The sequence below is a fragment of the Terrabacter terrigena genome (assembly GCF_042676085.1).
Taxonomy (GTDB): Bacteria; Actinomycetota; Actinomycetes; order Actinomycetales; family Dermatophilaceae; genus Terrabacter; species Terrabacter terrigena.
Window position 1 is genome coordinate 238,441 of record NZ_JBHTKH010000004.1, and the last position, 23,639, is coordinate 262,079.

Here is a 23,639-nt window from a genome sequence, read left to right on the forward strand (position 1 = left end):
CGGTGCGCCGTACCCACGGCACTCCAAGGTGATCCCATGTTGACCTACGTCCTCAAGCGCATCGGGCAGACCGTGCTCACCGCGTTCCTCGCGACCGCGACGGTCTTCGTCCTGCTGCGGATGGCCCCGGGCGACCCGGCGGCGAACTACGCGCCACCGAACCCGACCTCGGCACAGCTCGAGGCCATCCGCCAGCAGTTCGGGCTCGACCAGTCGATCCCGGTGCAGTTCGTGACCTTCCTGCAGCACCTGTTCCAGGGAGACGTCGGCACCTCGTTCTTCTTCAAGCGCCCCGCGCTCGAGGTCGTCATGGAACGCCTGCCCTACACCATCACGCTGGCGGTGGCCGCGATCGTCGTCACGGCGCTCGTCGCGATCCCGCTGGGCGTGTGGATGGCCCGTCGGGCCGACACCGCCCAGGAGCTCGGCGCCAACATCGCGACGATCGCCGGACAGTCGATGCCGGACTTCTGGATCGGCTTCGTGCTGCTCATCGTCTTCGCCGTCAACCTGGGCTGGTTCTCACCCGCCGGGTTCGACTCGGGCAGCTCGATCGTGCTGCCGACCGTGACGATCGCGATCCTCCAGATCGCGCTCATCTCGCGGCTCGTGCGCCGCGAGATGGTGGGCAACCTCGCAGCGCCCTACCTCACGGTGGCCCGCTCGCGCGGCATCTCGGAGCGGGCGCTCACCTGGCGGTACGCGTTCGGCAACTCGGCGATCCCAGTGGTCACCGCGCTCGGCACGCGTTTCGCGGCCATGCTCAACGGCGTGGTCATCGTCGAGGTCGTCTTCAAGTGGCCGGGCGTCGGTGAGCTCGTCGTCAACGCGCTCAAGCAGCGCGACTTCCCGCTCATCCAGGCCACGGTCCTCGTCACGGTCGTGCTCGCGCTCGTCGTCCAGCTGTTCGTCGACCTGCTCTACCCGCTCATGGACCCGCGGGTCCGACTCGGAGAGGCCAGCGCATGAGCACCGCCAACCCGAACGTGTCCCCTCCGTCGGCTCCCGATCTCAGCCAGGTCCCCGGCTCGATCCTGGGTCGCGACTCGGCCGTCACCAAGGTCCTCCTCCGCCGCTCGGCGGCCGCACGCCGCGCCCGCTACAGCACGATCAAGATCTGGGTCGGTGCGATCTGCGCCGCCCTCGTGGTCCTGCCGGTCGCGCTGGCGCAGCTGCTGCCGCTGCCCGACCCGATCGTCGGCGCCCTGTCCGAGTCGTCGCTACCGCCCTTCAGCCCTGGTCACCTCTTCGGGACCGACCCCAACGGCCGCGACCTGCTGAGCCGCGTCCTGCACGGCGGCCAGACGTCGCTCGTCATCGGCATCCTCGCGATCGTCGTGTCGGGTCTCGTGGGCATCGTCGCCGGCGCCGCGGCCGGCTACTTCGGCGGGTGGGTCGACACGATCGTCTCTCGCCTGCTCGAGGCGCAGATGTCGCTTCCGCTGCTGCTCATGCTGCTGCTCGTCGTCGCCCTCTTCGGCCCGTCGATCCCGGTCATCACCCTGGTCATCGCCTTCGCCCAGTGGCCCGAACCGGCCCGCATCACCCGGGCCCTCGTGCTCGTCGAGCGCGAGAAGCCGTACGTCGCCGCGGCCCGCGTCCTGGGGCTGCACCGGGTGTCGATCATCGCCCGCCACGTCATCCCCAACGTCCTGCAGCAGGTGCTCGTCGTCGTGCTGCTGCTCCTGGCGCAGGCCGTCCTGCTCGAGAGCGCGCTAAGCTTCCTCGGCGCCGGCGTGCAGCGGCCCTACCCGACGTGGGGCGGCATCATCTCCGACGGCCGCGAGCTGTTCGTGACCGGCAAGTGGTGGCTCGTCACCATCCCCGGCATCGTCATCGCCCTGCTCGTCGTCGGCGTCAACCTCGTCGGAGACGGCCTGCGCGACCGCGTCCGCCGCGCGAAGGGAGACCAGTCATGAGCGTTCTCGAGGTCAAGGACCTCAGGGTCGAGCTGATGACGGGTGGCTCCGTCGTGCGCGCCGTCGACGGCGTCAGCTTCCACATCGACGAGGGCGAGACCGTCACCATCATCGGCGAGTCCGGCTCGGGCAAGTCGACGACGGCCATGGCGATCCTGCGTCTGCTGCCCGACGACCTCGCCGTCATCTCGGGCGAGGCCCGCATCGCCGGCAAGGACGTCACGGGTGCCCGCAAGGTCATCAACGGGCTCCGTGGACGCTCCGTCGCACTCATCCCGCAGGACCCCATGACGGCCCTCAACCCGATCCGCACCGTCGGTCGGCAGATGACCGAGGCCGTACGGGTGAAGTACCCGAAGCTGGGCAAGGCCGAGGCCAAGGCGCGGGCCCTGTCCCTGATGGAGCAGGTCCACATCCGCAACCCTGCCAAGCAGTTCGACGCCTACCCGCACCAGCTGTCGGGCGGCATGCTGCAGCGCGTCCTCATCGCCATGGCGGTCTCGACCGACGCCGACCTCATCGTCGCCGACGAGCCCACCAGCGCCCTCGACGTCACGGTCCAGGCCGGCATCCTCGACCTGCTGCTCGAGCTGCAGGAGCAGACCGGCATCGCGCTGCTGCTCATCACGCATGACCTCGGCGTCGCGCGCCTCATGAGCGACCGCATCCACGTCATGAAGTCGGGCACGTTCGTCGAGGGCGGCCCGGTCGCCGACGTCGTCGACCATCCGCAGCACCCCTACACGCAGAAGCTCCTGGGCGCGATCCCCGAGCTCGGGCCGTGGCACGACCCGGCCGTCGACGCCCCCGCGCTCGTCAAGGAGGACAGCCGTGGCTGACAACCTGCTCACCGTCAGCAACCTCGTCGTCGAGTACCGCACCGGCAAGGAGGTCTTCCGCGCCGTCGACGACGTCTCGTTCGCCGTCCCCCGCGGTGGCACCCTCGCGATCGTCGGCGAGTCCGGCTGCGGCAAGTCCACCATCGCGAAGGCGCTCGTGCGGCTGCTCAGGCCGACCTCGGGCACCATCGACCTCGACGGCACCGACCTCGCGCAGCTCTCCGAGAAGCAGCTGCGACCGTTGCGCCACCGGGTGCAGATGGTCTTCCAGGACCCCTACGGCTCCCTCGACCCGCACCTGACGGCGCAGGACATCGTGGCCGAGCCACTCCGGGTTCGCGGCGAGAAGTCCCGAAAGGTGCAGCGCGACAAGGCCGCCGAGCTCATCGACCGCGTGGGCCTGCCCAAGACGGCGCTCGACCGCAAGCCGCCGGAGTTCTCAGGTGGCCAGCGCCAGCGCATCGGCATCGCCCGCGCGCTGGCCTCCGGTCCCGAGCTGCTGGTCTGTGACGAGGCGACGAGCGCGCTCGACGTCTCCGTCCAGGCGCAGGTGCTCGAGCTGCTCCGCGACCTGCAGGCCGACACCGGCCTGACCTACCTGTTCATCTCCCACAACCTCGGCGTCGTGCGGGCCATCTCGCAGGACACGATCGTCATGCGGGCCGGTCGGATCGTCGAGAAGGGGCGGACCGACGACCTGCTCTCCCGTCCGCAGGAGGACTACACCCAGCGCCTCCGCCGTTCGGCCCTCGAGCCGGGGCTCATGACCGGCATCAAGCCGCGCCACCTCATCCGACACATCGCCGCCTCCCGCACGGCCGAGACCGAGAAGGCCTCATGACCACCTCCACCCTGCCCACCCTCGACCTGCCCGGGCTCGACAAGCCGCTGCCGCGGCTCGTGCTCGGCACCATGACCTTCGGCGACACCGTCGACCTGGAGACGGCACGCACCATGGTCGACACGGCGCTCGACGCCGGCATCACCTCCATCGACACTGCCAACGGGTATGCCGCCGGGCGCAGCGAGGAGATGCTCGCCGACATCCTCGAGGGCCGCCGCGACGCGGCCACGATCGCCACGAAGGCGGGCATCTACCCCGGCGACGCGGGTGGCGCACCGCTGCTGTCGGCTGCCGGCCTGCGCTCCTCGCTCGAGGCGAGCCTGCGCCGGCTGCGCACCGACCACGTCGACGTCTACTACCTGCACCAGCCCGACCGGTCCGTCCCGATCGACGAGACGGTCGCTGCCCTCGGCGAGTTCGTCCGGGAGGGCAAGGTCCGCGCCATCGGCGTCTCCAACTTCTCGGCGTGGCAGATCGCCGACGTCTTCGCCGCGTGCGACGCCCTCGGCACGCCGCGCCCGATCCTCGCCCAGCAGCTCTACAACCTCGTGGCCCGCCGCATCGAGGCCGAGTACACCGAGTTCGCGACGACCAAGGGCCTGGCCACGATCGTCTACAACCCGCTCGGGGGCGGCCTGCTCACCGGGCGCCACTCCTTCACGGAGTCTCCGGGCGAGGGGCGCTTCGGCTCGTCCGCGCTCGCGACCATGTACAAGGACCGCTACTGGAACGCCGAGACGTTCGCGGTCATCGAGGCCCTCGGCGCCATCGCGTCGGAGGTCGGCATCACCCTCCCCGAGCTGTCGCTGCGCTGGCTGCTGAGCAAGCCCGTCGTGTCGGCGGTGCTCCTCGGGGGTTCGAAACCACACCAGCTGGAGGCCAACATCACTGCTGCACAAGCCGGTCCGCTCCCCGACGACGTCGTCGCCGCCTGCGACGAGGCGGGCCTGGCGCTCGCCGGTTCGATGCCGGGGTACAACCGATGAGCGCGCAGGCAGGTCCCGGCCAGACGGCGGTGGAGCGCAGCCGCGCCCGCGTGCTCGACTACGCCCGCCGCTTGCGGGCCCGCGAGCAGATCCTCGGGTACTGGGTCATCATCGACTCGCCGGTCTCGACCGAGCGGCTCGCCCGCCTCGGCTGGGACTACGTCTGCTTCGACGCCCAGCACGGCCTGCTCGACTACAAGGGCATCCTGTCGGGCATGCAGGCGATCGACGCGGGCGGCGAGTCCGTCGGCATGGTGCGCGTCGGTGCCAACGACCCGTTCCTCATCGGGCAGGCGCTCGACGCAGGTGCGGCGGGCGTCATCGTGCCGCTCGTCAACACCGCGGAGGACGCCGCACGGGCCGTCTCCTACGCGAAGTACGGTCCGGAGGGCATCCGTTCCTACGGTCCGATGCGCTCGCAGCTGCGGATCGGCCCCAACCCGGCCGACAGCAACGCGGCGACGGTGGTGCTCGCGATGATCGAGACGCCGCAGGGCCTCGCCAACGTCGAGGAGATCGCGGCGACGCCGGGCATCGACGGGCTCTACATCGGCCCGTCCGACCTGCGCCTCGCAGTCGGCGGCACGACCTCGACCGACGCGGGCGTCGACGACGTCTTCGAGGCCGCCGTCGACCGGATCCTCAAGGCGGCGAAGGACGCCGGAATCGCCGCCGGGTTCCACACCCCGAGTGGTGAGGCCGCGGCCAAGCGCCTCGGCCAGGGGTTCACGCTCGCCACCGTCTCGTCCGACCTCATCCACCTCGAGCAGGCCTCCACGGCCCACCTCAAGGCGGCCCGGAGCGAGTCGTGAACGTCGCGGACACCCCGCCCGAGACGCTCCCGGCCGACGGCGTGCTGCGCCCGCGAGACGGAGGCGGCCGGACGGCATACCTGCCCACCCCGACCGTGCAGTGCCACGCCGCGAACCTCGCCTGGCTGCCGAACGGCGACCTCGCGTGCGTGTGGTTCGGCGGCACGCAGGAGGGCGTCAGCGACATCACCGCCTACCTCTCGCGTATGCCGTCGGGCACCGACACGTGGCAGAGCCCCGTGCCGCTCAGCGACGACCCGAACCGGTCGGAGCAGAACCCCGTGCTCTTCACCGCCCCCGACGGCGACGTGTGGCTGCTCTACACCGCTCAGCTCGCCGGCAACCAGGACACCTCCGAGGTGCGGCGCCGAGTGTCGCACGACGGCGGCGAGACGTGGGAGGCGCCGACGGTGCTCCTTCCCGCGACCGACGCCGGGGGCGTCTTCGTGCGCCAGCCCCCGGCGGTCCTCCCGAGCGGTCGCATCCTGCTGCCCGTCTTCAACTGCGTCACGGTGCCCGGCGAGAAGTGGGTCGGCAACGAGGACACCTCGAGCGTATGGTGGAGCGACGACGCAGGTTCGACGTGGACCGAGGCGCCCGTGCCGGGGTCGCTCGGCTGCGTGCACATGAACATCATTGTGCGACAGGACGGTTCGCTCTGGGCCTGCTTCCGCAGCCGCTGGGCCGACCATGTGTGGCAGACGACCTCCACCGACGACGGTGTGACGTGGGCCGAGCCGACGGCGACCGAGCTGCCCAACAACAACTCATCGATCCAGGCGGTCGCGACGGGCGGCGGAGAGGTCGCCCTCGTCTTCAACCGCAGCTCCGCGCTCGACGCCACAGAGCGAAGGGTCTCGCTCTACGACGAGATCGACGACGAGGGCGTGGTCGACGGGCTCGAGGGCCCGGTCGTCGCCGAGCCCTCACCCGAGGCAGCCGAGGCGGAGGGACGCCGCACCGCCTTCTGGGGAGCCCCCCGCGCGCCGATGACGCTGGGCCTCAGCCCCGACGACGGCCGCACCTGGCCGGTGCTCGTCGATCTCGAGACCGGTGACGGCTACTGCATGTCGAACAACTCGCGCGACGGGCTCAACCGCGAGCTGTCCTACCCCTCGGTGCTCCCCGCTCCCGACGGTGGCCTCCACGTCGCGTACACCTACCACCGGCGCGCCATCAAGCACGTCCACCTGCCCGCCGATCTCGTCGACCACCTGCGCGGCGCTCGCAGGGGCCCATCCCGGTGACGGTGGCGATGCCGTCCGGGCCGGTCCCCTCTGCAACCGGCGAGCGCGCCACCCGCAGCGCGGTCGTCACGGGGGCCAGCTCCGGCATCGGCCTCGCGATCGCGCACGACCTCGTCGGCGCCGGGTGGCACGTGCTCGGCCTGAGCCGCTCGCGCGGTGGGCTGTCGGACGCCGCCACGTGGGTGCCGTGCGACCTGGCTGACGCGATCGCCGCCGACGAGGCAGTGCGCGCGGTCCGCGACGCCACGGCCGGCGGTATGGATGCGATCGTCCACGCCGCCGGCCTGCAGTACTCCGCAGGTGTCCGGGACCTGCAGCCCGAGCAGGGCGAGCGCATGTGGGCCGTCCACGTGCGCGGAGCCGAGCTGCTCGTCAGCGGCCTGGTCGGCTCGCTCGTCGACGGGGGGCGGGTCGTCCTCGTCGGCAGCCGCACCATGTCGGGAGTGCCCGGCAAGAGCCAGTACGCCGCCACCAAGGCAGCGCTCGTGGCGATGGCACGCGCGTGGGCCAGTGAGCTCGCACCCCGCCGCATCACCGTCAACGTCGTCGCTCCCGGCCCCACGCGTACGGCCATGCTCGATGACCCCAACCGCTCCTCCGTGCCTCCCGTCGTGCCGCCGCTGGGACGGCTCGTCGAGCCGTCGGAGGTGGCGGCGCTCACCCGCTTCCTGCTTGAGCCGACCGGGGCGATGGTGACCGGCCAGACCCTCGTGATCTGCGGCGGCGCTTCGCTCCCCTGAGCGCGTCGACGGTCGGGCCAGGGGTGCGGCCTCCCTCGACGGCTGTGCGCTTCCGCCAGCGGTGGCCGGTGCAGCGTGCACTCGTGAGGTGAACGCGTACCTCTGCGGGAAGTGGCGCCGCGTCCCACCCTCCGGGAAAGGGGATGGGACGCGGCGCTGGGTCCGGCTCCGAGGGAGGTCGAGGGTCACCGACCTGCCACGAGGTTCGACCTGGCGGACAGGGCGCCGGCACCGACCGCGTTGGAGGCCTGCACGGTGAACCGGTAGCTGCCGACTGCAGGCAGGGTCATCGTGAGGGCCCTGGCGGTTGCCGGCTGCACGGCGGAGAGCGTCGTGGACAGGACCGTCCCGGTGGAGCTCATCCGCAGCGCGCGGACCCGGTATCCCGTCACCGCCGTGCCGCCGTTGCTGGTCGGCGCGGACCAGGCCGCCCTGGCCGTGATGGTGCCGCCGGCGACTCCGGAGGCCGCGGTGCCGATCACCGGCGCGCTCGGCGTGGTCAGGGGCCGGACACTCACTGCGGGCGAGTACGCTCCCGCGCCGCCGGCGCTGGTGGCCCGGACCTGCACGGTGTACGTCGTGCCGTTCGTCAGGCCGGTCACCACCAGGCTCCGAGCGGACGCCGCTGCAGCCCGGAGTGCGCCGACCTGGACGCCGCCAGCGCTGATCCTGACCTGGTACCCGGTCACCGCCGCGCCGGTGGCCGGAGCCACCCAGTGGACGGTGGCGCTCGCGTTGCCGCGAGCCGCGGTGACACCCGTCGGGGTGCCCGGAGGCGTGGGAGCCGTCGGGACGACGGCGTTGGAGACCCCCGCGGGGCTTGCGCCCACCGCGCTGACCGCCTTGACCTGGACGGTGTAGCTCGTCCCGTTGGCCAGGCCCGCGACGGTAGCCGCGCGTGCCGTCGCCGCGACGCTGAGCGGGGTGCCGACGGCGGTGACGCCGTTGAACGCCTGCACGGTGTAGCCGGTGATGGCCGAGGTGCCGGGGCTGGCCGGCGCGGTCCAGGTGACGCTCGCGGCGCCGTTGCCCGCGGTGGCCGTCACGGCCGTCGGGGCGCCCGGTGCTGTTGCGGCCAGCCCGGTGCCCGTGAGCGGCACGTTGAGGACGGACCCGTCGCTGAAGGTCAGCTGCAGGTTGGCGGTCTTCGCGCCGTTGGTCGTGGGTGCGAAGACGACCCCCGTCTCACAGCCACCACCGGGGGCAGCCCCCGTGGCGCACGTGTTCGTGGTCCCGACGAGCGAGAAGTGGGCGGCGCCCGTCCCGGTCAAGGTCCTGGAGCTGAGGCCGACGTTCGCCACGCCGCTGTTGCCGACGACGACGACGTTCTCGGGGGAGCTGGTGCCGGTCGACTGGTTCCCGAACGCCAGAGCTGCAGGCGGCGCAGGTGTCTCGACGAAGGGGACCCCGACGGACTTGCCGGTCAACGTGATGGTGCGGTCGCCGATGGTGGGCGTGTCACTGCTGACGACCACCGAACCGGTGTCGGGTGAGGCTCCGGTCGGCGTGTACGTCACGGCCACGGTGCAGCTGGCGCCCGGGGCCACGAGCCCGATTGCGCACGTGCCGCCGAGGGAGTAGTCCGTGGAGGAGCCCGCAGCGAGCGCCACCGAGGTGATGTTCACGGACGTGCCGTCCGTCGAGGTGTTGGTGTAGGTGACGGTCTTGGTCACCGGCGGGGTCGCCGCGACGTTCCCGAAGTCCAGGCTGCTCGCCGAGATCGCCGCTGACGCCCCGGGCTGCACCTTGCCCTGGACGACGAACTGGTCGGTCTCCGTGCAGCTCGCGATGGGCCCGGCCGCGCCGGCGCACGTCGAGGTGAGGCCTGGACCCTGGATCCGCACCTTGTTGAAGCCGGTCGGGCTTCCGGTCACCGCGTGGGGTGTGGCGAAGTCGCCGATGTAGCCCGCCGGCGGGGCACCGACCGCCTGCCCGAAGGTGTCCCAGGTCAGGAACGGGCCCACCCGGCCGCCCAGGGCGTTCGTGAAGTTGCCGGCGACGGCCGTCGTCTGGATGCGGCACCCCTTGGCCGCGTTGAGCAGGAAACCGCCGGCGTCGGCGGTGCAGACGACCGTGCCCCACGGGTCGGTCACCGTGTACGTGGCGTTCGGGACCAACCCGCCCTTGGGCACCGCGATCTGGATGCGCGCGAAGGTCTGCCTGTTGTCGACGGCGCCGGTCGGGTCCGGCGGTGCGAACCAGGCACCCTCCAAGGCGGAGTGGTACTTGAACGCGACCGTGCCGTCGCCGAGGCTGGCGTCCGCCACGAAGTAGAACCCCTCACCCGAGCCGTCCGAGGCCAGCAGGCCGGCGGTCGTGGTCGAGCAGATCGGCAAACCGTCGAGGCACGGCTGCAGGGAGAGCCCGTTGCCGTCGGTGTACGACGACGGGAAGCCCGTGGCGGGGTCGATCGCACCGAGCCCGGTGGGCGGAAGGGCCGCGGAGGCGGGGCTGAGCGCCCCGAAGAGGCCGACCGCCAGCGACGTGGCAGCGGCGGCGGCGGTGAGGCGCAGGCGGCGGCCGATCGATGAAGGGCCTCGGGACGCTTCAGGGACGGGCGACCGTCCGAGCCGCTGTGGTCCGAACAAGCTTGCGCGCATCTGAGTTCCCCTTTTCGCTGGACGATTCTGTCCGTCCGACCTCGAGCAGGTCATGTGACGAGACACGTTCGGCGACGTCGCAAGGATGCACGGAAGGGCCTTGGGCAAACCTTGGGCCCAGGGCGCCGGCGGGTGTGCTTCGTGGCGACGAGGCGGCCTTCGGCGGCCGCCCATACGGGAGGGGGGACCTGCGCGGAAGGGGTGGTGGGACGCCGGGCCGGTGCAGGGCTCCTGCTAGTCCTCGGCGTCTGCCCCGAGCGTGGCGACCTGCGCCCGGAGCCGGCCGTCGGGATCGACGCGGGCAAGCACCCTTGCCTGCAGCAGGAGGCCCAGCTTCATGCTCCCGCCGAGAGTGACCAGGTTGGCCACCCATCTGACGAAAGGGTCGTCGATGTTGCTCGTGACGGCCTGGTCGAGGGCGAAGCCGGCTCCGAGCAGGACGACCCAGCCCAGCATCGTGAAGAAGCGTGCGGTGAGGAATCGCCTCATCTCGGTGGTCACCGCCGCAGCGTACGTGTGGAACCACCCACCGCGGCACTTGTCACGCATCGGCAGCAGCCGGAAGGTCAAGCCTCAGGCGGAGTCATACAGATCGTGTGGTGGGCCCCGTCGGGCTCGAACCGACGACCGGCGGATTAAAAGTCGGTCCGAGGGGTGCGGCGCCGCAAGCCCGTGAGGACTTTCGAGCACGGATGTTCAGTGCTCGTTGCTGTGGGCTGCCGTCACCTTCCGAGCCGGCGTGCCCCTTTTGCGCCCCCAAGCGGCTCTGCGACGCCCGCGGGAGTGTCGCCCCCGCTTCAGGCGCCGAAGTTGGCTTGCATGCAAGGGTTCTTGTGTGGCTCGCCGCCTGCGTGTTCTTCGGCTGTCGTTGGAGTCTGACGGGCGATCAACTTGGGCACCATGTCCCGCAAACCCGCCACGCGGGTCCGCGCAGTGACGCGAACGAGCCAGGCTGGATGGTGCCGCGCAGAAGGCGCTCGAGGAAGCCGGCCGGGCGGGTCGTCGACGCCAACACGCGCTCGAGGTGGGCAGTGGTCCTCCATGGGAGCAGACGCAGAGCACGACGGCTGGGGCCTCCCTCGTCCAGGCGCCTGAGTTCCAGCAGATCGTCGAGGCCACTCATGCGAGGGTCCTCAGGCAGGTCGGGCTCCGCCGTGGGCTCGTCATAAAGCGTGGGGGCGGCGGGGTGCGCGAGGACGGCGCGCCAGCGCCGCCCGCAGCGCGGGGTCCCTGCCGCGGGCCCCCGCGCTTTTCTGCGCCGAAGGCGCAGCTTGAGCCAGTACAGAAACTCCTCACGGCGGCCATCGCTACGTGTGAGAGTGGGCGACATACGACGCCTCTCCGCCGATGAGCTCTCGGTCGGCCTGCGAGTCTTCTATGCCGGCGCCAGGAGCAGTGACGACGTCCTGGACTCACAGCGACGACGCGTTGGGCATGTGCTGATGCCGGGACATCCGGGCACGATTCGCGAGATGGAGAACGTGCACCACGTCGTTGTCGCGTTCATGGGCCTGGAGACTGAACCGATCAGTTGGGGAGTCGGTTTTGGTTGTGACGAGCGACAGGCATCTACCCGGGACTCCTCATCCCAGAGCCGGATGAATGGGAGAGAACCGTTTCTGAGGGGTGGTGGGCAGTCCGCCAGTAGGACCCACGGCTCTACCCACTGCTCAGGGAGCGGCATGACAGCGGGTTGGTCAGGGGCTAGCGTGCGAGCGTGCAACCGCTCTCAACCGCGCTGATTCGACGTCCGTTTCACTGGGGCATCGTGATCGTTTCCGACGTGAAGTCTGGCGGCGACATTCCAGAGGTTCATCCCAACGCTCTGGTGACCGCCAACGATCACGGCGTGATCGTTCTTGTCCGCCATGCTCAGGACATTCCCTCCTTCGACGGTAACTTCGATTGGGCTGAGTCGGAAGTCATGGTGCGCCTTCTGCCTGCCAGCGCGGCCACGCGGACGGACCGCCGGGAGGTGTTTCGTGGGCGACTAAGCGTTCCGAGTGGTCGCATCTCCATGGGTGATGCCGACGACGAGGTGGTTCACTCGGCGCACAGCGGGCTGAATGAGGTTGTCATCACGGTGGCAAGGGACGTCGACGAGTCCGACCGATCGCCCGACGCCATCCAGATCGATCTGCTGCCCGTGGAGTAGGCGACTCGCGGCAGAAGAGGACGTCTGGAACTCAGCCCGCCCACTCGGCAAGCACGGGCTCGAAGATCTGCCGCCCTTCTTGAAGGTGGTTCTCCTGGTCACTCATGTACGAGGCGAACTCCAGATCGCTTGCAGTCTTCCGCAGCAGTTGCGGCAGCGGCGCCGACGCGTTGTCCAGCGCCCCGGCAGCTTGCTCGGCCAGACGTGAGAGGTCGAGCAACGTCGCGCACGGGACGGCGTACGTGGCCCGATCGATCTCGCGTCCAACTAGTAGGCGTCGACACCCCAGCGCGTACGCGCGTCGATGACCCAGCTATAGAAGGACTCGACCGAACTGCCGCCCGACAGGACGCCAACGCCAGTGGCCGAAACCCCGTCACTCGCCGTCACCCATAGTGGGCTACCAGAATCGCCTGCGAATGTACCAATTGGCGCATGGATCATGCAGTTGATGGTGACGTTCCATGGCGCGCCATAATGGACGTCTCGACATACGTCGTCGATAGCTGCGCAGTGCTTGGCCTTTGTTTTGGCGCCGAAAGTGCATGACCAATCGTTGAAAACTGCCGGCCCGAAGCCAGTGACATCGACAGATCCGGTTCCGTAGTACACGGTGCCGTATGCCGTGATGGTGTTCGTCGAACTATATCGAATCACCGCCATGTCGCCGCTTGGCGGGTTAATGAACGACGCCGCGTTCTGGCCCAAGTATGTACCGTCACTATGTCCGAGGAGGGTTGATCCGCCAGCCCAGGTATAGAACCACGGAGTCGAAGCCGTTCCTGAATAGGTATCCGCTTGTACGCAATGTGCGGCGGTTACGAAATGATAGACGCCGCCCTTGACGACGTTGAAGGCCATCGTGCAGCCGGTGTACATGGGGTTTGCGGGATTTCCGCTGTACGCCGAAGTGCCATAGCCGCCCTTCGTCGTCAATGCTGCCCTGGGCGAAGCGCCGTTGCTCGTCTCGCTTGCAATGAACAGCTCACCGAAGGCCGCCCTCTCCCGCGCCACCAGCGACAGGAACTCCTGGTTCGTCGTGGGCTGGAACTTAAGTTCAACGCGCCCCTCTACTTGATCCACGCGACGGAATAAGCAGGTGCAGCGTCCACTTTCTGAAGGTCCCCGGATACCTGCTCTTTGATGGCGGTCAGATCCGCAACCGATGGACCGCCCGGCTTAGGCACGTAGGCCCAACGAACCTGACCGTCATACTGCTCGCTCACGCGAGAGGCCCAGTCAACGTACTCCTGAGAGTCGCCCGCACCAATCAGCAGGACTGCCAAGCCCTTTTCAACCGCTATCTCGCGCTGTGGCCACGACGGATGAGCGGCCACCTGGGCCCGCAAGTAGAGCTGATGCCAGCGGGCACAGGGATGGTGGCGCCCGCGCTTGCGTCCGTACCTGCGAACAAGGTGGCGAGCAGGCCGCCCAAGCCGGCGATTGTCATTGCCATGAAATGCCTGCGCATCGTCGTCCCCTGTCGTTCGAGCTGCATCATCAGCATGCGCCGGTCCCCACACGGCGCCGTGAGGTTGGGCGTAATGTGACCTAGATCACACTGAATCGCCGTCCTTCAGGGCCGGTCTCCGGCGTGTTAATGGCATGGGAGGTCCTGTCATGCCGGGTGTGGCAACTGGGTTCGACGAGTTCGTGCGGAGGAGCACACCGACTCTGTCGCGAGCTGCGTACGCCCTGACATCGGAAGTTCACATCGCGCAGGACCTCGTCCAAGAAACTCATATCCGGATTGCTCGACACTGGGATCGGCTGTCTAGCGAACCTGAAGACCCGCTCCCATACGCGAGGAAGACCTTGTACCGCCTTTGGCAGGACTCTTTGCGCTGGCGCGCTCGCCACCCGGAGCGGCTCGGTGATCTGCCTGATGGCATGACCAAAGCCGAGGCTCGAGACCCGTCCGACACTCTCGATCTCCAAGCAGCCTTGGCGAAGCTCCCTCGCCTTCAGAGGGCTCTTCTGGTCCTCCGCTACTTGGAAGGGCAGACAGAATCTCAAGCAGCGGAGATCCTCGGGTGCAGCCTCGGAACCGTTCAATCCCAGAGCCGGCAGGCTCTCTCGACACTTCGGGCCACCTATCGGTCGGCCGAAAACGGGCTTTCCCCAAGGGGTGGAACCTCATGAATCCGAATCTTGGTGAAGATCTTGCACGCTATGTCGACGCCATGCCGCTGCGCCAAGACAGCGCATATGTCCAGGCGGTTTGGAGTTCCGGCAGACGTCGACGAGCGCGGGCCCGATTGGCGGTCAGCGCTATAGTTGTCGCTGGCGTTTTCGGCGTAATCCTGACTCTCCACGATGCCACTACAGGACTCCTGGCACAGGTAGCACCCGCGGCACCCGTGGCGACCAGCGTGAACTCGACTGATGGACTGCCCATGGATCAACTCGTCCGCGATTTGCGGGCCCAGGTGGCCGCTCATCCGTCGTGGCCACAGCGCGAGATAGCGGTTGAAAAGGGCTTGGCAGTCCTGCTGATTGGTGCGGGCGACTCTCAGGAGTACGTTGACTGGGCCTCTCGCGTGAGCGAGCAGTATGACGGTCAGGTTCGTTGGGCCTACGTGCCTAAGCCGGGCGGTCCATCGGTTGCGGATCTGACCGCCATCAAAGAGCAGGTATCCGGGGACCTTCAGAAAGTGGACGCTGCACCTGCTTATTCCGTCGGCGTGGATCAAGTAGAGGGGCGCGTTGAACTTAAGTTCCAGCCCACGACGAACCAGGAGTTCCTGTCGCTGGTGGCGCGGGAGAGGGCGGCCTTCGGTGAACTGTTCATTGCAAGCGAGACGAGCAACTACCCACGGCCGGCTGGAGGGCGCTGACACTGAAGCGGGCCATCTACTCGCCGCCCACCAAGCGGCGGGCCAGCGGCACCTGTCAAATGGAGGTGCCGGCAGCACACGTCCATCGGGTAACGCAACGGCCTACCGCATTACACCCGAAGCAGCGTGATCAGGGCTGAGCCGATACGACCTTCTCCGGAGCTGCGTGCAGCCCGTCACCCGCGACAGCAAACCTTCTCACAGGATGTCGGCGCCCAAGATCACACTTCCTCAGCCGTCCGGCCCCCCGGCGCTTCCTCATGCGCCCGCAACGGTCGCTCATCGGCTGCTTGTTTCATTGACGCAGGATCGGTGCTTGGCAAGGCTCGGTCCAGGCGTCCGGGCTGTCGCTCTCACATCGGCTGCTCACTCTTGGGTGTGGCTCTCATTTGGCCTGCGCAGTCCCGGACGTCGCCAGGGCCGGGAGAGGCTCAAGAGGGGTGTGCCCAAGCTGCAAGCAGCGTTGCCCTCCCAGCTCGATGACCAATCCGGTTCGAGCAGAGGAGAACACGGTGAAAGAGCAACCAGCGGATCGCGTGGTGATCGGGATGGACCCGCACAAACGCTCGGTCACAATCGAGGTCATGCGCCCGGATGAGTCGGTCGCCGCTGGTGGCCGGTTCGACACCGACCGGTCCGGCTATGCGGCCATGCTCGAGGTGGCGCGGGCGTGGCCCGAGCGGGTGTCCCGTTCCGGGTTTAGTGGAGGCTCGGAACTGACGCGACGACGGTAGCCGTCACGGGGTTGTGTCGGTAGTGCTGGTCTTCGTACTCGGCGGGCGGGATGAGCCCGAGCTCGCCGTGCAGGCGTTGGTGGTTGAACCAGTCGATGTACTCCGCGACGGCGATCTCGAGGTCGTCGATGGAGCGCCATGGGCCGCGGTTGCGGATGAGCTCGGCCTTGAACAGCGAGTTGAACGCTTCGGCGAGGGCGTTGTCGTAGGAGTCACCGGTCGAGCCCACTGAGGCGACCGCGCCGGCGTCGGCCAGCCGTTGCGTGTAGCGGATGGCCAAGTACTGGACCCCCTTGTCCGAGTGGTGAATCAGGCCGGTAGTGTCCCGGCCGGCTCGAGCCCGGTCCCACAGCCCCATCTCGAGGGCGTCCAGCGCCAGGTCGGTGCGCAGGTTCTTCGACAGCTGCCAGCCGACAACCCGGCGGGAGAAGACGTCGATGACGAAGGCGGCGTACACCCACCCCGCGAAGGTGCGGCAGTAGGTGATGTCCGCGACCCACAGCTGGTCCGGTGCCGTGGCGGTGAACGCACGCTGCACCAGGTCCGGGCGGGTGTCCGGTCCGCTGCCCGGGATCGTGGTGCGCGGCCCCTTCGCCCGGCTCACGCCGTGCAGCCCAACGGATTTCATCAACCGGTGGGTGGTGCAGCGAGCCACCAGATGACCCTGCCGGCATAGCTCGGCATGCACCTTGCGGATGCCGTACACGCCGTAGTTCTCGGCGTGGATCGTCACGATCTTGGCCAGCGTCGCGGCGTCACTCACCGATCGTGCCGACGGGGCGCGCTTCTTGGCCGCGTAGTACGTGCTCGGGGCGATCTGTGTGCCGGCCCCCGACAGGACCGTGCAGATCGGCTCGACCCCGAACCGGTCGCGGTGCTCGTCGATGTACTCGACGAGCACCGCAGTGGGCACAGCGGTGCCTACTTCAGCTTGCGGTCGAGCTCCGCCGCCGCGAAAAACGCGGACGCCGTCCGCAGGATCTCGTTCGCCCGGCGCAGCTCCTTGACCTCCCGCTCGAGCTCGGCGATCCGCTTCGCCTCAGCGGTGCTCACGCCCGGGCGGTGGCCCTCGTCGACCTCTGCCTGCTGGACCCAGTTGCGCAACGTCTCCGGGTTGATCCCGAGCTGCTCACCGACCCGCCGGAGCGCACCTTGCTTGGTGTCTGGGTCACGCCGCAGATCGACGGCCATCCTGATCGCCCGCTCCCGAAGCTCGTCCGGGTACTTCCTCGGTGCTGCCATGACTCTCATCCTTCCGTGGAATGAGAGCCTCCATCAGACCCGGAACGGGACAGGGTGTGGGCGGTCGAGGGCTGCAACGGTATCGGCCGTCACGTCGCATTGCGGCTGCTCGCGGATCGGGAGCAGGTCATCGACGTGCCGCCGCGACTGTCCGCGCGGGTGCGGATGTTCGCCACCGGTCAGGGCCGCAAGACCGACGTCACGGACGCGCACTCCATCGCGCTGGTCGGGGTCCGCATGGCCGGCCTGCGCCCGGTCGTCAACGACGAGCAGCTCGCTGTGTTGCCGGTCCTGGCCGACCGACGCCGGGCCCTGGGCGAGGACCACACCCGGATGGTCTCCCAGCTGCATCACCTTCTGCTGAAACTGATCCCGGGCGGCGCAAAGAAGGACCTGTCCGCGGCACAGGCCAAGAAGCTGCTCGCGACGGTGCGCCCTAGGGACGCTGCGGGCAAGACCCGGCGGCGGGTCGCCGCCGAACTGGTCAGCGACCTCGAGCGGACCTACGCGCGCAAGAAGGCGGCGAACAAGGAACTGTCGCAGCTGCTCGCCGCGACCGGGACGAGCTTGACCGGGCTGAACGGCATCGGCCCGTCCGGGGCGGCGCGGCTGCTCGTGGAAGTCGGGGACATCACCCGGTTCCCGGACAACAACCACTTCGCGTCCTGGACCGGCACCGCGCCGATCGATGCCTCATCCGGGGACCACGTGCGCCACCGGCTCTCCCGGGGCGGGAACCGTCAGATCAACCGGGTGCTGCACATCATGGCCACCGTGCAGCTGCGCAACCCGACCGAGGGACGCGCCTTCTTCGACCGCACCAAGGCTCGAGGCAAGTCCTCGAACGAGGCCATGCGCCTGCTCAAGCGCCGGCTGTCCGACATCGTGTTCCGGACGATGCTGGCCGACGCGGCGCGGCAGATGACGACGGGCCCGGGAGGGCAACAAGGTGACGACTCTGACTCCAGCGCGGCTGGCTCACAACCCCACACCAGCTCTTCGGACAAGCCACTTCCCGGACCCGCCAGAACACACCCTAGAACCGCGCTCCCCGCGGCGTCTTGACACAGAGGGGAGCCATGAGGGTGAACCTTCGCCCGCGCGCCACTCGGCGTGTTTCTTCGTCTCATGGGCCTTCGGCCGTGGACTCTGGGGGTGCGGACATACAGACACAAAAAGACCTGAACTGACAAAACTGCGGGCTTGATGCCCTGGGGGTCGGCTCCCCACCCCGGCCAGAGGCCATCCACACGAATTGCCGTCACACACACAGACACGCATCTCCTGGTCCGCCATCTTCTTCGTGACCTTTGACGTGGTCGGCGTGTGAGCAACCCGCGGCGCCGGCATCTCCTTCTCGGACAACGCTTTCAGTGGCCGCCCTTTCGGACCGGGTGTGTCGTGCAGCGCGGGTTGCTCTAGCTGCACGGCACACCCACCCGGACAGGGAAGGGGGTGGCCGAGATGAGCCGGACAACACGAGACCGCATCTGGGACGCTGTTCCCCTGCGCTCCCCCGACAGGAATGGTGACGCTCCGCTCGGAGAGAGTCACCCGCTCGACCTGGGGCACCTCGACGCCGCCACCGAGGCACAGGTCATCGCCCGGTTGACATCACGCGGCTTCGACGCCTGGTCCGAGGCTGCGTCCCGGGTCGGCCACTGCGCCAAGCCGATTCGCTTGCACGGTACGTCGCAGACCGTCGACCGCCGCACCGGCGAGGTGCTTTCAAGCTTTTCCTCGGCGGACAGTCCGCTCGGGGTGCTGCACGTGCGGTGCGGGAACCGTCGCGCAGCGGACTGCCCGTCCTGCTCCAGGCTGTACGCGGCAGACACCTTCCACCTCATCCGGGCCGGCGTCACCGGTGGCAAGGGAGTGCCCGAAGCCGTCAGCGAGAACCCGCTCGTGTTCGCAACGCTGACCGCGCCCTCGTTCGGGCTCGTGCACGGCACCCGCGGCGGCCGCACCTGCCGGCCGTTCACTGCGAAGGGCCAGGACCGGGTATGCGAGCACGGGCGCTCAACGGTCTGCCACGCGCGCCACGGCGACGAAGACGAGCTGCTCGGTCAGCCGCTGTGCCGGGACTGCTACGACTACGAAAGCCACCTCGTGTGGCAGTGGTGGGCTCCGGAGCTGTGGCGCCGGTTCACCATCAGCGCGCGCCGCGGCTTGGCCAAGACCCTCATGGTCCCCGAGTCCCGCCTCCCGGAGCACCTGACGCTGCAGTACGCCAAGGTCGCCGAGTACCAGCAACGTGGCATCGTCCACTTCCACGCCCTGATCCGCCTTGACGGGCCCAAGACGGCTGACGGGTTCGCTCCCGCCCCGGCCTTTGCGACGGCCGCGACACTCGCCCAGGTCGTCCAGCAGGCTGTCAGCGGGGTGTCCTTCGACGCTCCTCCGCTCTTCGACGGTGACCCGGTCCGGACGCTGCGGTTCGGTGCCCAGGTCGACGTGCGCCCGATCAAGACCTCGCGGCGCACCGACGATCCGGACCGTGAACTCACCTCAGAGCAGGTCGCCGGCTACCTGGCCAAGTACGCGACCAAGTCCGCCGGCGACTTGGTCAACGGCGACAACCCGCACCTCCGCCGGCTGCGCGCGACCATCGCCGAAGTCACCGACCACATCGCGACCGACGCGCGCGCCGAGGGGACCCCGTTGAGAGAGCACCCGTACGCCCTCCTCGGCAAGTGGAACCGAATGCTCGGCTTCCGCGGACACTTCTCCACGAAGTCCCGGCGCTACTCGATCACCCTCGGCCGGCTCCGCCGCGCCCGCAGTCGGTTCCAGCGACGCCTCACCGACGCCAGCCGCCAAGGCCAGACCCTCGACGTCCGCGACCTCGACGACCTCCTCGCGGACGACCTCGAGGAGACCACCCTCGTCGTAGGCCAGTGGTCATACGCCGGGTCAGGCTGGGATACCGACGGCGATGCCGAGCTCGCCAAGGCCGCTGCTGCGCGGGCCCGCGAGTATGCCCAGTGGAAGGCAGCACAGCGCGTCGATTCTTCATCACCGCAAGGCAATCCGAGTAGGGGAGAAGGGCAATGAGTGAGACTGATGTGTTGTGGACCGTCCAGGACGTGAGCGACTTTCTGCGTGTCCCGGTGGCCACGATCTACCAGTGGCGGGTTCGGCATGAGGGCCCGCAAGCAATGCGAATCGGGCGCCACCTGCGCTTCGACCCGGAGACGGTCCGTGCGTGGTCACGGGAGCAGCTGGAGGTCGTCTGATGGCGAGCATCAGTAGGAACCCCAAGGACCCGGGATGGCAAGCACGGTGGCGCGACCCGGGAGGGCGGCAGCGTAAGAAGAACTTCGCGCGCAAGGTCGATGCTCAACGATGGCTCGACCAGATGCAGGCAGAGCGACACCGCGGTCAGTACATCGACCCGCGCGCGGGCAAGGTGCGGGTGCGTGACGTCGCCGAAGCCTGGGCTCGTGGCCTGACGCATCTCAAGGTGTCCACCGCTACCCGATACCGGGGGCTCGTCAACGGACACATCCTTCCTCGATTCGGGGACTGGGCCATCGCTGACCTGAGGCACAGCGATGTCCGCGACTGGGTGAGCGATCTGTCGGCGGCCGGTCTCTCAGCAGGAACCGTGCGGCAGGCGCACCGGGTGCTGTCGCTGATCCTGGCCGAGGCGGTGAAGGACGGGCGACTCTCCCGAAACCCCGCTGCAGGCGTCCAGCTGCCGCGAGCAGTCCGAGCAGATCCGCGCTTCCTGAGCGCCGCGGAGGTCGCTCGCCTCGTCGAGGCCGCACAGCCGAATGGCCTCAGCGTGGCCGTTCTCGCGCTCTGTGGCCTGCGCTTTGGCGAGCTCGCGGCCCTCCGGGTCCGTCGGGTCAACCTGCTCCGCCGCCGCCTCATCATCGCGGAAAGCGTCACCGAGGTGGCCGGCCGTGCGGTCTGGTCGCTGCCCAAGACGAACCGCACGAGGACCGTGCCGTTCCCACCGTCCCTGGCTCAGGGGATCGAGGGACAGTGCCAGGGGAAGGGGCCCGAGGACCTGCTCTTCACCGCCCCCGAGGGCGGCGTCCTGCGCCTGGGCAACTGGCGTCGTCGTGTCTTCGACCCCGCCTGCCGGACAGCCGGCGTCGTCGGCGTCACACCGCACGACCTGAGGCACACCGCGGCCTCGTTGGCGATCGCCTCGGGCGCAAACGTCAAGGCCGTGCAGCAGATGCTCGGGCACGCTTCGGCGGCCATGACGCTCGATGTGTATGCCGGTCTGTTCGGCGACGACCTGGACGCCGTGGCGGTGGCTCTCGACGGGCTTGTGCCCCTTTTGCGCCCCCTGGGCGGCTCTGAGGGCATCGGGCTCGGCAAGTCGAACGGGGCGGACAGTGCTTGACCTGCGCAAACGTGTGGTGGGCCCCGTCGGGCTCGAACCGACGACCGGCGGATTAAAAGTCCGATGCTCTACCGACTGAGCTAGAGGCCCTGGGCGGCGCTGCTGGCCGCCCAGACAGTATGCCGCAGCAGCTCGGGCCCGCTCGCATCGTGTCGGCTCCGCGCGTGCCGCACGAGCACTGGCGCACGCGAACGCGCCGGGCACCCGGGTCGGTGGACCCGGGAGCCCGGCGCGACGACATACGCCCGGGTGGGGCGTCAGCCGCGGGTGCGACCCAGCGCCGGCTCGCTGACGGAGGGGTGACCGGTCTCGAGATGTCCTGCGAACGCGCGCAGGAACGGGGTGCCGCCGGCGACGACGGTGAGGTCGTACCAGCCGCCGGTGGCGGACGTGTCGACGACGACAGGGCGCGCGCCGACGGTGGTGCGCCCGCCGTACGCGTTCTCCACCGTCACCGTGACGCCGCGCGGTGCGTCGACGGTGACGGACAGCCGCTGGGTGCGGCCGACGCGGGTGACGCTCACCTGCACCCGGTCGGTCGAGGTGCTGCCGGCGTAGCGCCGGAAGAAACCGTTCGGGCCGTGCAGGTGGATGTCGTAGTCGCCGCTCACGGGCCACGTGGCACGCAGCTCGTCGCCCGCGCCCACGGTGTAGCTGTGCGGCGCGCCGGCGGGCTCGATGAGCCTGGCCTGAAGGTGCGCACCGCGGCGGCCCCGGTTGTCGAGGTCGACGGTGATCGCCCCGGTCGTCGACGTCTCGCGGACGTCGAGGTCGTACGGGGTGGGTCGGGCCGGCCGGCTGCCGGGCTCCTGCATGGGCATCGACCCCTGCGCGGGCGGCGTCGGACGGTAGGACGGGTGGCGCTGGTCGTCGAACGGCTTCCAGCTCGTGGTGCTCGGCAGGCTCGGCACCTTCTCGACGGTGCGGGAGAAGTCGAACGCCGACGTGAGGTCACCGGTGACGGCGCGGCGCCAGGGGGTGATGTTGGGCTCCTTGACGCCGAAGCGCGTCTCCATGAGCCGGATGACGGAGGTGTGGTCGAACGTCTCGGACGCGACCCACCCGCCGGTGCTCCACGGCGACACGACGAACATGGGCACGCGCGGGCCCAGGCCGTACGACCCCGGGCCGTGCTGGCCGTCGTAGAACTCGTGGTCGGTCGGGACCGTCGAGGCGCCCGGGATGACAGGGGAGTTCGCGTGCGGCGGCACGAGGTGGTCGAAGAAGCCGTCGTTCTCGTCGTAGGTGATGAGCAGGACCGTCTTCGCCCACACGTCGGGGTTCGAGGTCAGGGTGTCGAGGACCTTGGAGATGTACCAGGCGCCGTAGTTCGTCGGCCAGTTCGAGTGCTCGCTGAAGGCCTCGGGCGCCGCGATGTAGCTGACCGACGGCAGCTCGCCGGCCTGCACGTCACGACGCAGCAGCTCGAAGTAGTCCTGCCCGTCACGGGCCTTGGTGCCGCGACGGGCCTTCTCGTACAGGGCGTTTCCGGGTGCGGCGTTGCGGTAGCTGTTGAAGTACAGCAGCGAGTTGTCGCCGTAGTTGCCGATGTAGGGGTCGGACGTCCAGCCCCACGAGCCCGCCGAGTCGAGCCCGGTGCCCTCGTCCTGGTAGACCTTCCACGAGACGCCTGCCTGCTCGAGGCGCTCCGGGTAGGTGCGCCAGTCGTAGCCGAGCTCGTCGTTGTAGAGGACGGGGCCGCCACCCTTGCCGTCGTTGCCGGTCCAGCCGGACCACAGGTAGTAGCGGTTGGGGTCCGTGTTGCCGATGAAGGAGCAGTAGTACGCGTCGCAGACGGTGAACGCGTCGGCGAGGGCATAGTGGAAGGCCGCGTCCTCACGCTCGAGGTAGGCCATCGTCGTCGTGCCCTTGGCCGGCACCCACCCGTCGTAGTGGCCCTTGTTCACGGCCGCCTGACCGTCGGTCCAGCTGTGCGGGAGTCCTTCGAGGAAGGCCGCGCCGAGATCGTCGACGCTCGGGTGGAAGGGCAGGACGGTGCGTGTGCCGTCCGACTGGTGCCACACGTTGTGCCCGCTGGGGAGCTGCACGGGGTGCGGGTCACCGAACCCTCGGACGCCGCGCAGGCTTCCGAGGTAGTGCTCGAAGGAGCGGTTCTCCTGCATGAGGACGACGATGTGCTCCACGTCCTTGATGGTGCCGGTGGCGCGGTTGGCCGGGATGGAGGCGGCCCGCGCGATGCTGTCGCCGAGCATCGTGGCGGCAGTGGCGCCGCCCGCGATCTGGAGGAAGCGACGCCGGTCGAGGTTGACCATGAGATCTCCTGGGGGAGTGGGGTGCTGGGGGGCGGATGGGATCCGACGACG

The 23,639-nt window shown here is 69.0% G+C and carries 21 protein-coding genes, 1 tRNA gene and 1 other annotated feature; of the genes, 15 read left to right on the top strand and 7 right to left on the bottom strand.

All coding sequences use genetic code 11. The features are described from left to right. The first annotated feature begins 36 nt into the window (after positions 1-36). From ACFQ2V_RS08665 to ACFQ2V_RS08700, 8 genes are read left to right on the top strand one after another with little or no spacing between them, the layout of a single operon-like run. Complete coding sequence (locus tag ACFQ2V_RS08665) at positions 37-969, top strand: ABC transporter permease (protein ID WP_386052266.1); 933 nt, start codon at positions 37-39, stop codon at positions 967-969. After that, positions 966-1,919, top strand: coding sequence for an ABC transporter permease (locus ACFQ2V_RS08670; protein WP_386052267.1), 954 nt, complete (start codon positions 966-968; stop codon positions 1,917-1,919). Before ACFQ2V_RS08665 ends, ACFQ2V_RS08670 begins: the two co-directional genes overlap by 4 nt. After that, positions 1,916-2,758: an ABC transporter ATP-binding protein gene (locus ACFQ2V_RS08675; RefSeq protein WP_386052268.1), complete on the top strand. Its 843-nt coding sequence runs from the start codon at positions 1,916-1,918 to the stop codon at positions 2,756-2,758. The genes ACFQ2V_RS08670 and ACFQ2V_RS08675 overlap by 4 nt, the downstream gene beginning before the upstream one ends. Then, positions 2,751-3,599 (top strand): ATP-binding cassette domain-containing protein, encoded by an 849-nt coding sequence (locus ACFQ2V_RS08680; RefSeq protein ID WP_386052269.1) that lies wholly within the window; start codon positions 2,751-2,753, stop codon positions 3,597-3,599. Before ACFQ2V_RS08675 ends, ACFQ2V_RS08680 begins: the two co-directional genes overlap by 8 nt. Then, positions 3,596-4,588, top strand: a complete 993-nt coding sequence (locus ACFQ2V_RS08685; RefSeq protein ID WP_386052270.1) for an aldo/keto reductase — start codon at positions 3,596-3,598, stop codon at positions 4,586-4,588. Before ACFQ2V_RS08680 ends, ACFQ2V_RS08685 begins: the two co-directional genes overlap by 4 nt. Then, positions 4,585-5,400 (top strand): HpcH/HpaI aldolase family protein, encoded by an 816-nt coding sequence (locus tag ACFQ2V_RS08690; protein WP_386052271.1) that lies wholly within the window; start codon positions 4,585-4,587, stop codon positions 5,398-5,400. The genes ACFQ2V_RS08685 and ACFQ2V_RS08690 overlap by 4 nt, the downstream gene beginning before the upstream one ends. Continuing rightward, positions 5,397-6,647 (top strand): sialidase family protein, encoded by a 1,251-nt coding sequence (locus ACFQ2V_RS08695; protein WP_386052272.1) that lies wholly within the window; start codon positions 5,397-5,399, stop codon positions 6,645-6,647. The genes ACFQ2V_RS08690 and ACFQ2V_RS08695 overlap by 4 nt, the downstream gene beginning before the upstream one ends. Beyond that, positions 6,644-7,387: an SDR family NAD(P)-dependent oxidoreductase gene (locus ACFQ2V_RS08700; protein ID WP_386052273.1), complete on the top strand. Its 744-nt coding sequence runs from the start codon at positions 6,644-6,646 to the stop codon at positions 7,385-7,387. The genes ACFQ2V_RS08695 and ACFQ2V_RS08700 overlap by 4 nt, the downstream gene beginning before the upstream one ends. A 185-nt stretch (positions 7,388-7,572) precedes the next feature. On the opposite strand, the gene ACFQ2V_RS08705 is transcribed toward ACFQ2V_RS08700, so the two are convergent. Beyond that, positions 7,573-9,987 (bottom strand): fibronectin type III domain-containing protein, encoded by a 2,415-nt coding sequence (locus tag ACFQ2V_RS08705; RefSeq protein WP_386052274.1) that lies wholly within the window; start codon positions 9,985-9,987, stop codon positions 7,573-7,575. Between the two features lie 234 nt (positions 9,988-10,221). After that, entirely contained in the window at positions 10,222-10,488 is a 267-nt protein-coding gene (locus tag ACFQ2V_RS08710; protein ID WP_386052275.1) for a hypothetical protein, read from the bottom strand. A 1,216-nt stretch (positions 10,489-11,704) separates the two neighbouring features. On the opposite strand from ACFQ2V_RS08710, the gene ACFQ2V_RS08715 reads away from it, so the two are divergent. Next, positions 11,705-12,142: a hypothetical protein gene (locus tag ACFQ2V_RS08715; RefSeq protein WP_386052276.1), complete on the top strand. Its 438-nt coding sequence runs from the start codon at positions 11,705-11,707 to the stop codon at positions 12,140-12,142. Positions 12,143-12,173: 31 nt separating this feature from the next. Here the strand turns inward: ACFQ2V_RS08715 and ACFQ2V_RS08720 are convergent, their stop codons facing one another. Together ACFQ2V_RS08720 and ACFQ2V_RS08725 are read right to left on the bottom strand one after the other, a co-directional pair. Beyond that, complete coding sequence (locus ACFQ2V_RS08720) at positions 12,174-12,362, bottom strand: hypothetical protein (protein ID WP_386052277.1); 189 nt, start codon at positions 12,360-12,362, stop codon at positions 12,174-12,176. Between the two features lie 47 nt (positions 12,363-12,409). After that, a complete protein-coding gene (locus ACFQ2V_RS08725) occupies positions 12,410-13,225 on the bottom strand; it encodes a hypothetical protein (RefSeq protein WP_386052278.1) in 816 nt (271 codons plus the stop codon). 537 nt (positions 13,226-13,762) lie between these two features. Here ACFQ2V_RS08725 and ACFQ2V_RS08730 point away from each other — a divergent pair. Together ACFQ2V_RS08730 and ACFQ2V_RS08735 are read left to right on the top strand one after the other, a co-directional pair. Next, a complete protein-coding gene (locus ACFQ2V_RS08730; protein ID WP_386052279.1) occupies positions 13,763-14,284 on the top strand; it encodes a SigE family RNA polymerase sigma factor in 522 nt (173 codons plus the stop codon). 254 nt (positions 14,285-14,538) lie between these two features. Next, entirely contained in the window at positions 14,539-14,979 is a 441-nt protein-coding gene (locus ACFQ2V_RS08735) for a hypothetical protein (protein WP_386052280.1), read from the top strand. 699 nt (positions 14,980-15,678) lie between these two features. On the opposite strand, the gene ACFQ2V_RS08740 is transcribed toward ACFQ2V_RS08735, so the two are convergent. Then, a protein-coding gene (locus ACFQ2V_RS08740; protein WP_386052281.1) for an IS3 family transposase occupies positions 15,679-16,955 on the bottom strand; the annotation gives its coding sequence in 2 pieces (ribosomal slippage) (positions 15,679-16,664 and positions 16,664-16,955; 1,278 coding nt in all). Beyond that, positions 16,522-16,677, bottom strand: a sequence feature (AL1L pseudoknot). It overlaps the preceding gene by 156 nt. Before the next feature lie 54 nt (positions 16,956-17,009). Between ACFQ2V_RS08740 and ACFQ2V_RS08745 the strand changes: the two genes are divergently transcribed. From ACFQ2V_RS08745 to ACFQ2V_RS08760, 4 genes are all read left to right on the top strand, one after another. After that, complete coding sequence (locus ACFQ2V_RS08745; protein WP_386052282.1) at positions 17,010-18,020, top strand: IS110 family transposase; 1,011 nt, start codon at positions 17,010-17,012, stop codon at positions 18,018-18,020. Between the two features lie 399 nt (positions 18,021-18,419). Beyond that, positions 18,420-20,009 (top strand): replication initiator, encoded by a 1,590-nt coding sequence (locus ACFQ2V_RS08750; protein WP_386052283.1) that lies wholly within the window; start codon positions 18,420-18,422, stop codon positions 20,007-20,009. Continuing rightward, positions 20,006-20,191, top strand: coding sequence for a helix-turn-helix domain-containing protein (locus ACFQ2V_RS08755; protein ID WP_386052284.1), 186 nt, complete (start codon positions 20,006-20,008; stop codon positions 20,189-20,191). Before ACFQ2V_RS08750 ends, ACFQ2V_RS08755 begins: the two co-directional genes overlap by 4 nt. After that, complete coding sequence (locus ACFQ2V_RS08760; RefSeq protein WP_386052285.1) at positions 20,191-21,315, top strand: tyrosine-type recombinase/integrase; 1,125 nt, start codon at positions 20,191-20,193, stop codon at positions 21,313-21,315. The genes ACFQ2V_RS08755 and ACFQ2V_RS08760 overlap by 1 nt, the downstream gene beginning before the upstream one ends. 14 nt (positions 21,316-21,329) lie before the next feature. On the opposite strand, the gene ACFQ2V_RS08765 is transcribed toward ACFQ2V_RS08760, so the two are convergent. Both ACFQ2V_RS08765 and ACFQ2V_RS08770 read right to left on the bottom strand, forming a co-directional pair. Continuing rightward, positions 21,330-21,405, bottom strand: a tRNA-Lys gene (locus tag ACFQ2V_RS08765). A 167-nt stretch (positions 21,406-21,572) separates the two neighbouring features. After that, positions 21,573-23,588, bottom strand: a complete 2,016-nt coding sequence (locus ACFQ2V_RS08770; RefSeq protein WP_386052286.1) for a phosphocholine-specific phospholipase C — start codon at positions 23,586-23,588, stop codon at positions 21,573-21,575. Positions 23,589-23,639 lie beyond the last annotated feature (51 nt).

Coding starts and splice junctions, on each gene's coding strand:
- ACFQ2V_RS08690 (WP_386052271.1), top strand. CDS start 4,585: ATGAGCGCGCAGGCAGGTCCCGGCCAGACGGCGGTGGAGCGCAGCCGC.
- ACFQ2V_RS08730 (WP_386052279.1), top strand. CDS start 13,763: ATGCCGGGTGTGGCAACTGGGTTCGACGAGTTCGTGCGGAGGAGCACA.
- ACFQ2V_RS08760 (WP_386052285.1), top strand. CDS start 20,191: ATGGCGAGCATCAGTAGGAACCCCAAGGACCCGGGATGGCAAGCACGG.
- ACFQ2V_RS08755 (WP_386052284.1), top strand. CDS start 20,006: ATGAGTGAGACTGATGTGTTGTGGACCGTCCAGGACGTGAGCGACTTT.
- ACFQ2V_RS08675 (WP_386052268.1), top strand. CDS start 1,916: ATGAGCGTTCTCGAGGTCAAGGACCTCAGGGTCGAGCTGATGACGGGT.
- ACFQ2V_RS08685 (WP_386052270.1), top strand. CDS start 3,596: ATGACCACCTCCACCCTGCCCACCCTCGACCTGCCCGGGCTCGACAAG.
- ACFQ2V_RS08735 (WP_386052280.1), top strand. CDS start 14,539: ATGGATCAACTCGTCCGCGATTTGCGGGCCCAGGTGGCCGCTCATCCG.
- ACFQ2V_RS08750 (WP_386052283.1), top strand. CDS start 18,420: ATGAGCCGGACAACACGAGACCGCATCTGGGACGCTGTTCCCCTGCGC.
- ACFQ2V_RS08705 (WP_386052274.1), bottom strand. CDS start 9,987: ATGCGCGCAAGCTTGTTCGGACCACAGCGGCTCGGACGGTCGCCCGTC.
- ACFQ2V_RS08770 (WP_386052286.1), bottom strand. CDS start 23,588: ATGGTCAACCTCGACCGGCGTCGCTTCCTCCAGATCGCGGGCGGCGCC.
- ACFQ2V_RS08665 (WP_386052266.1), top strand. CDS start 37: ATGTTGACCTACGTCCTCAAGCGCATCGGGCAGACCGTGCTCACCGCG.
- ACFQ2V_RS08670 (WP_386052267.1), top strand. CDS start 966: ATGAGCACCGCCAACCCGAACGTGTCCCCTCCGTCGGCTCCCGATCTC.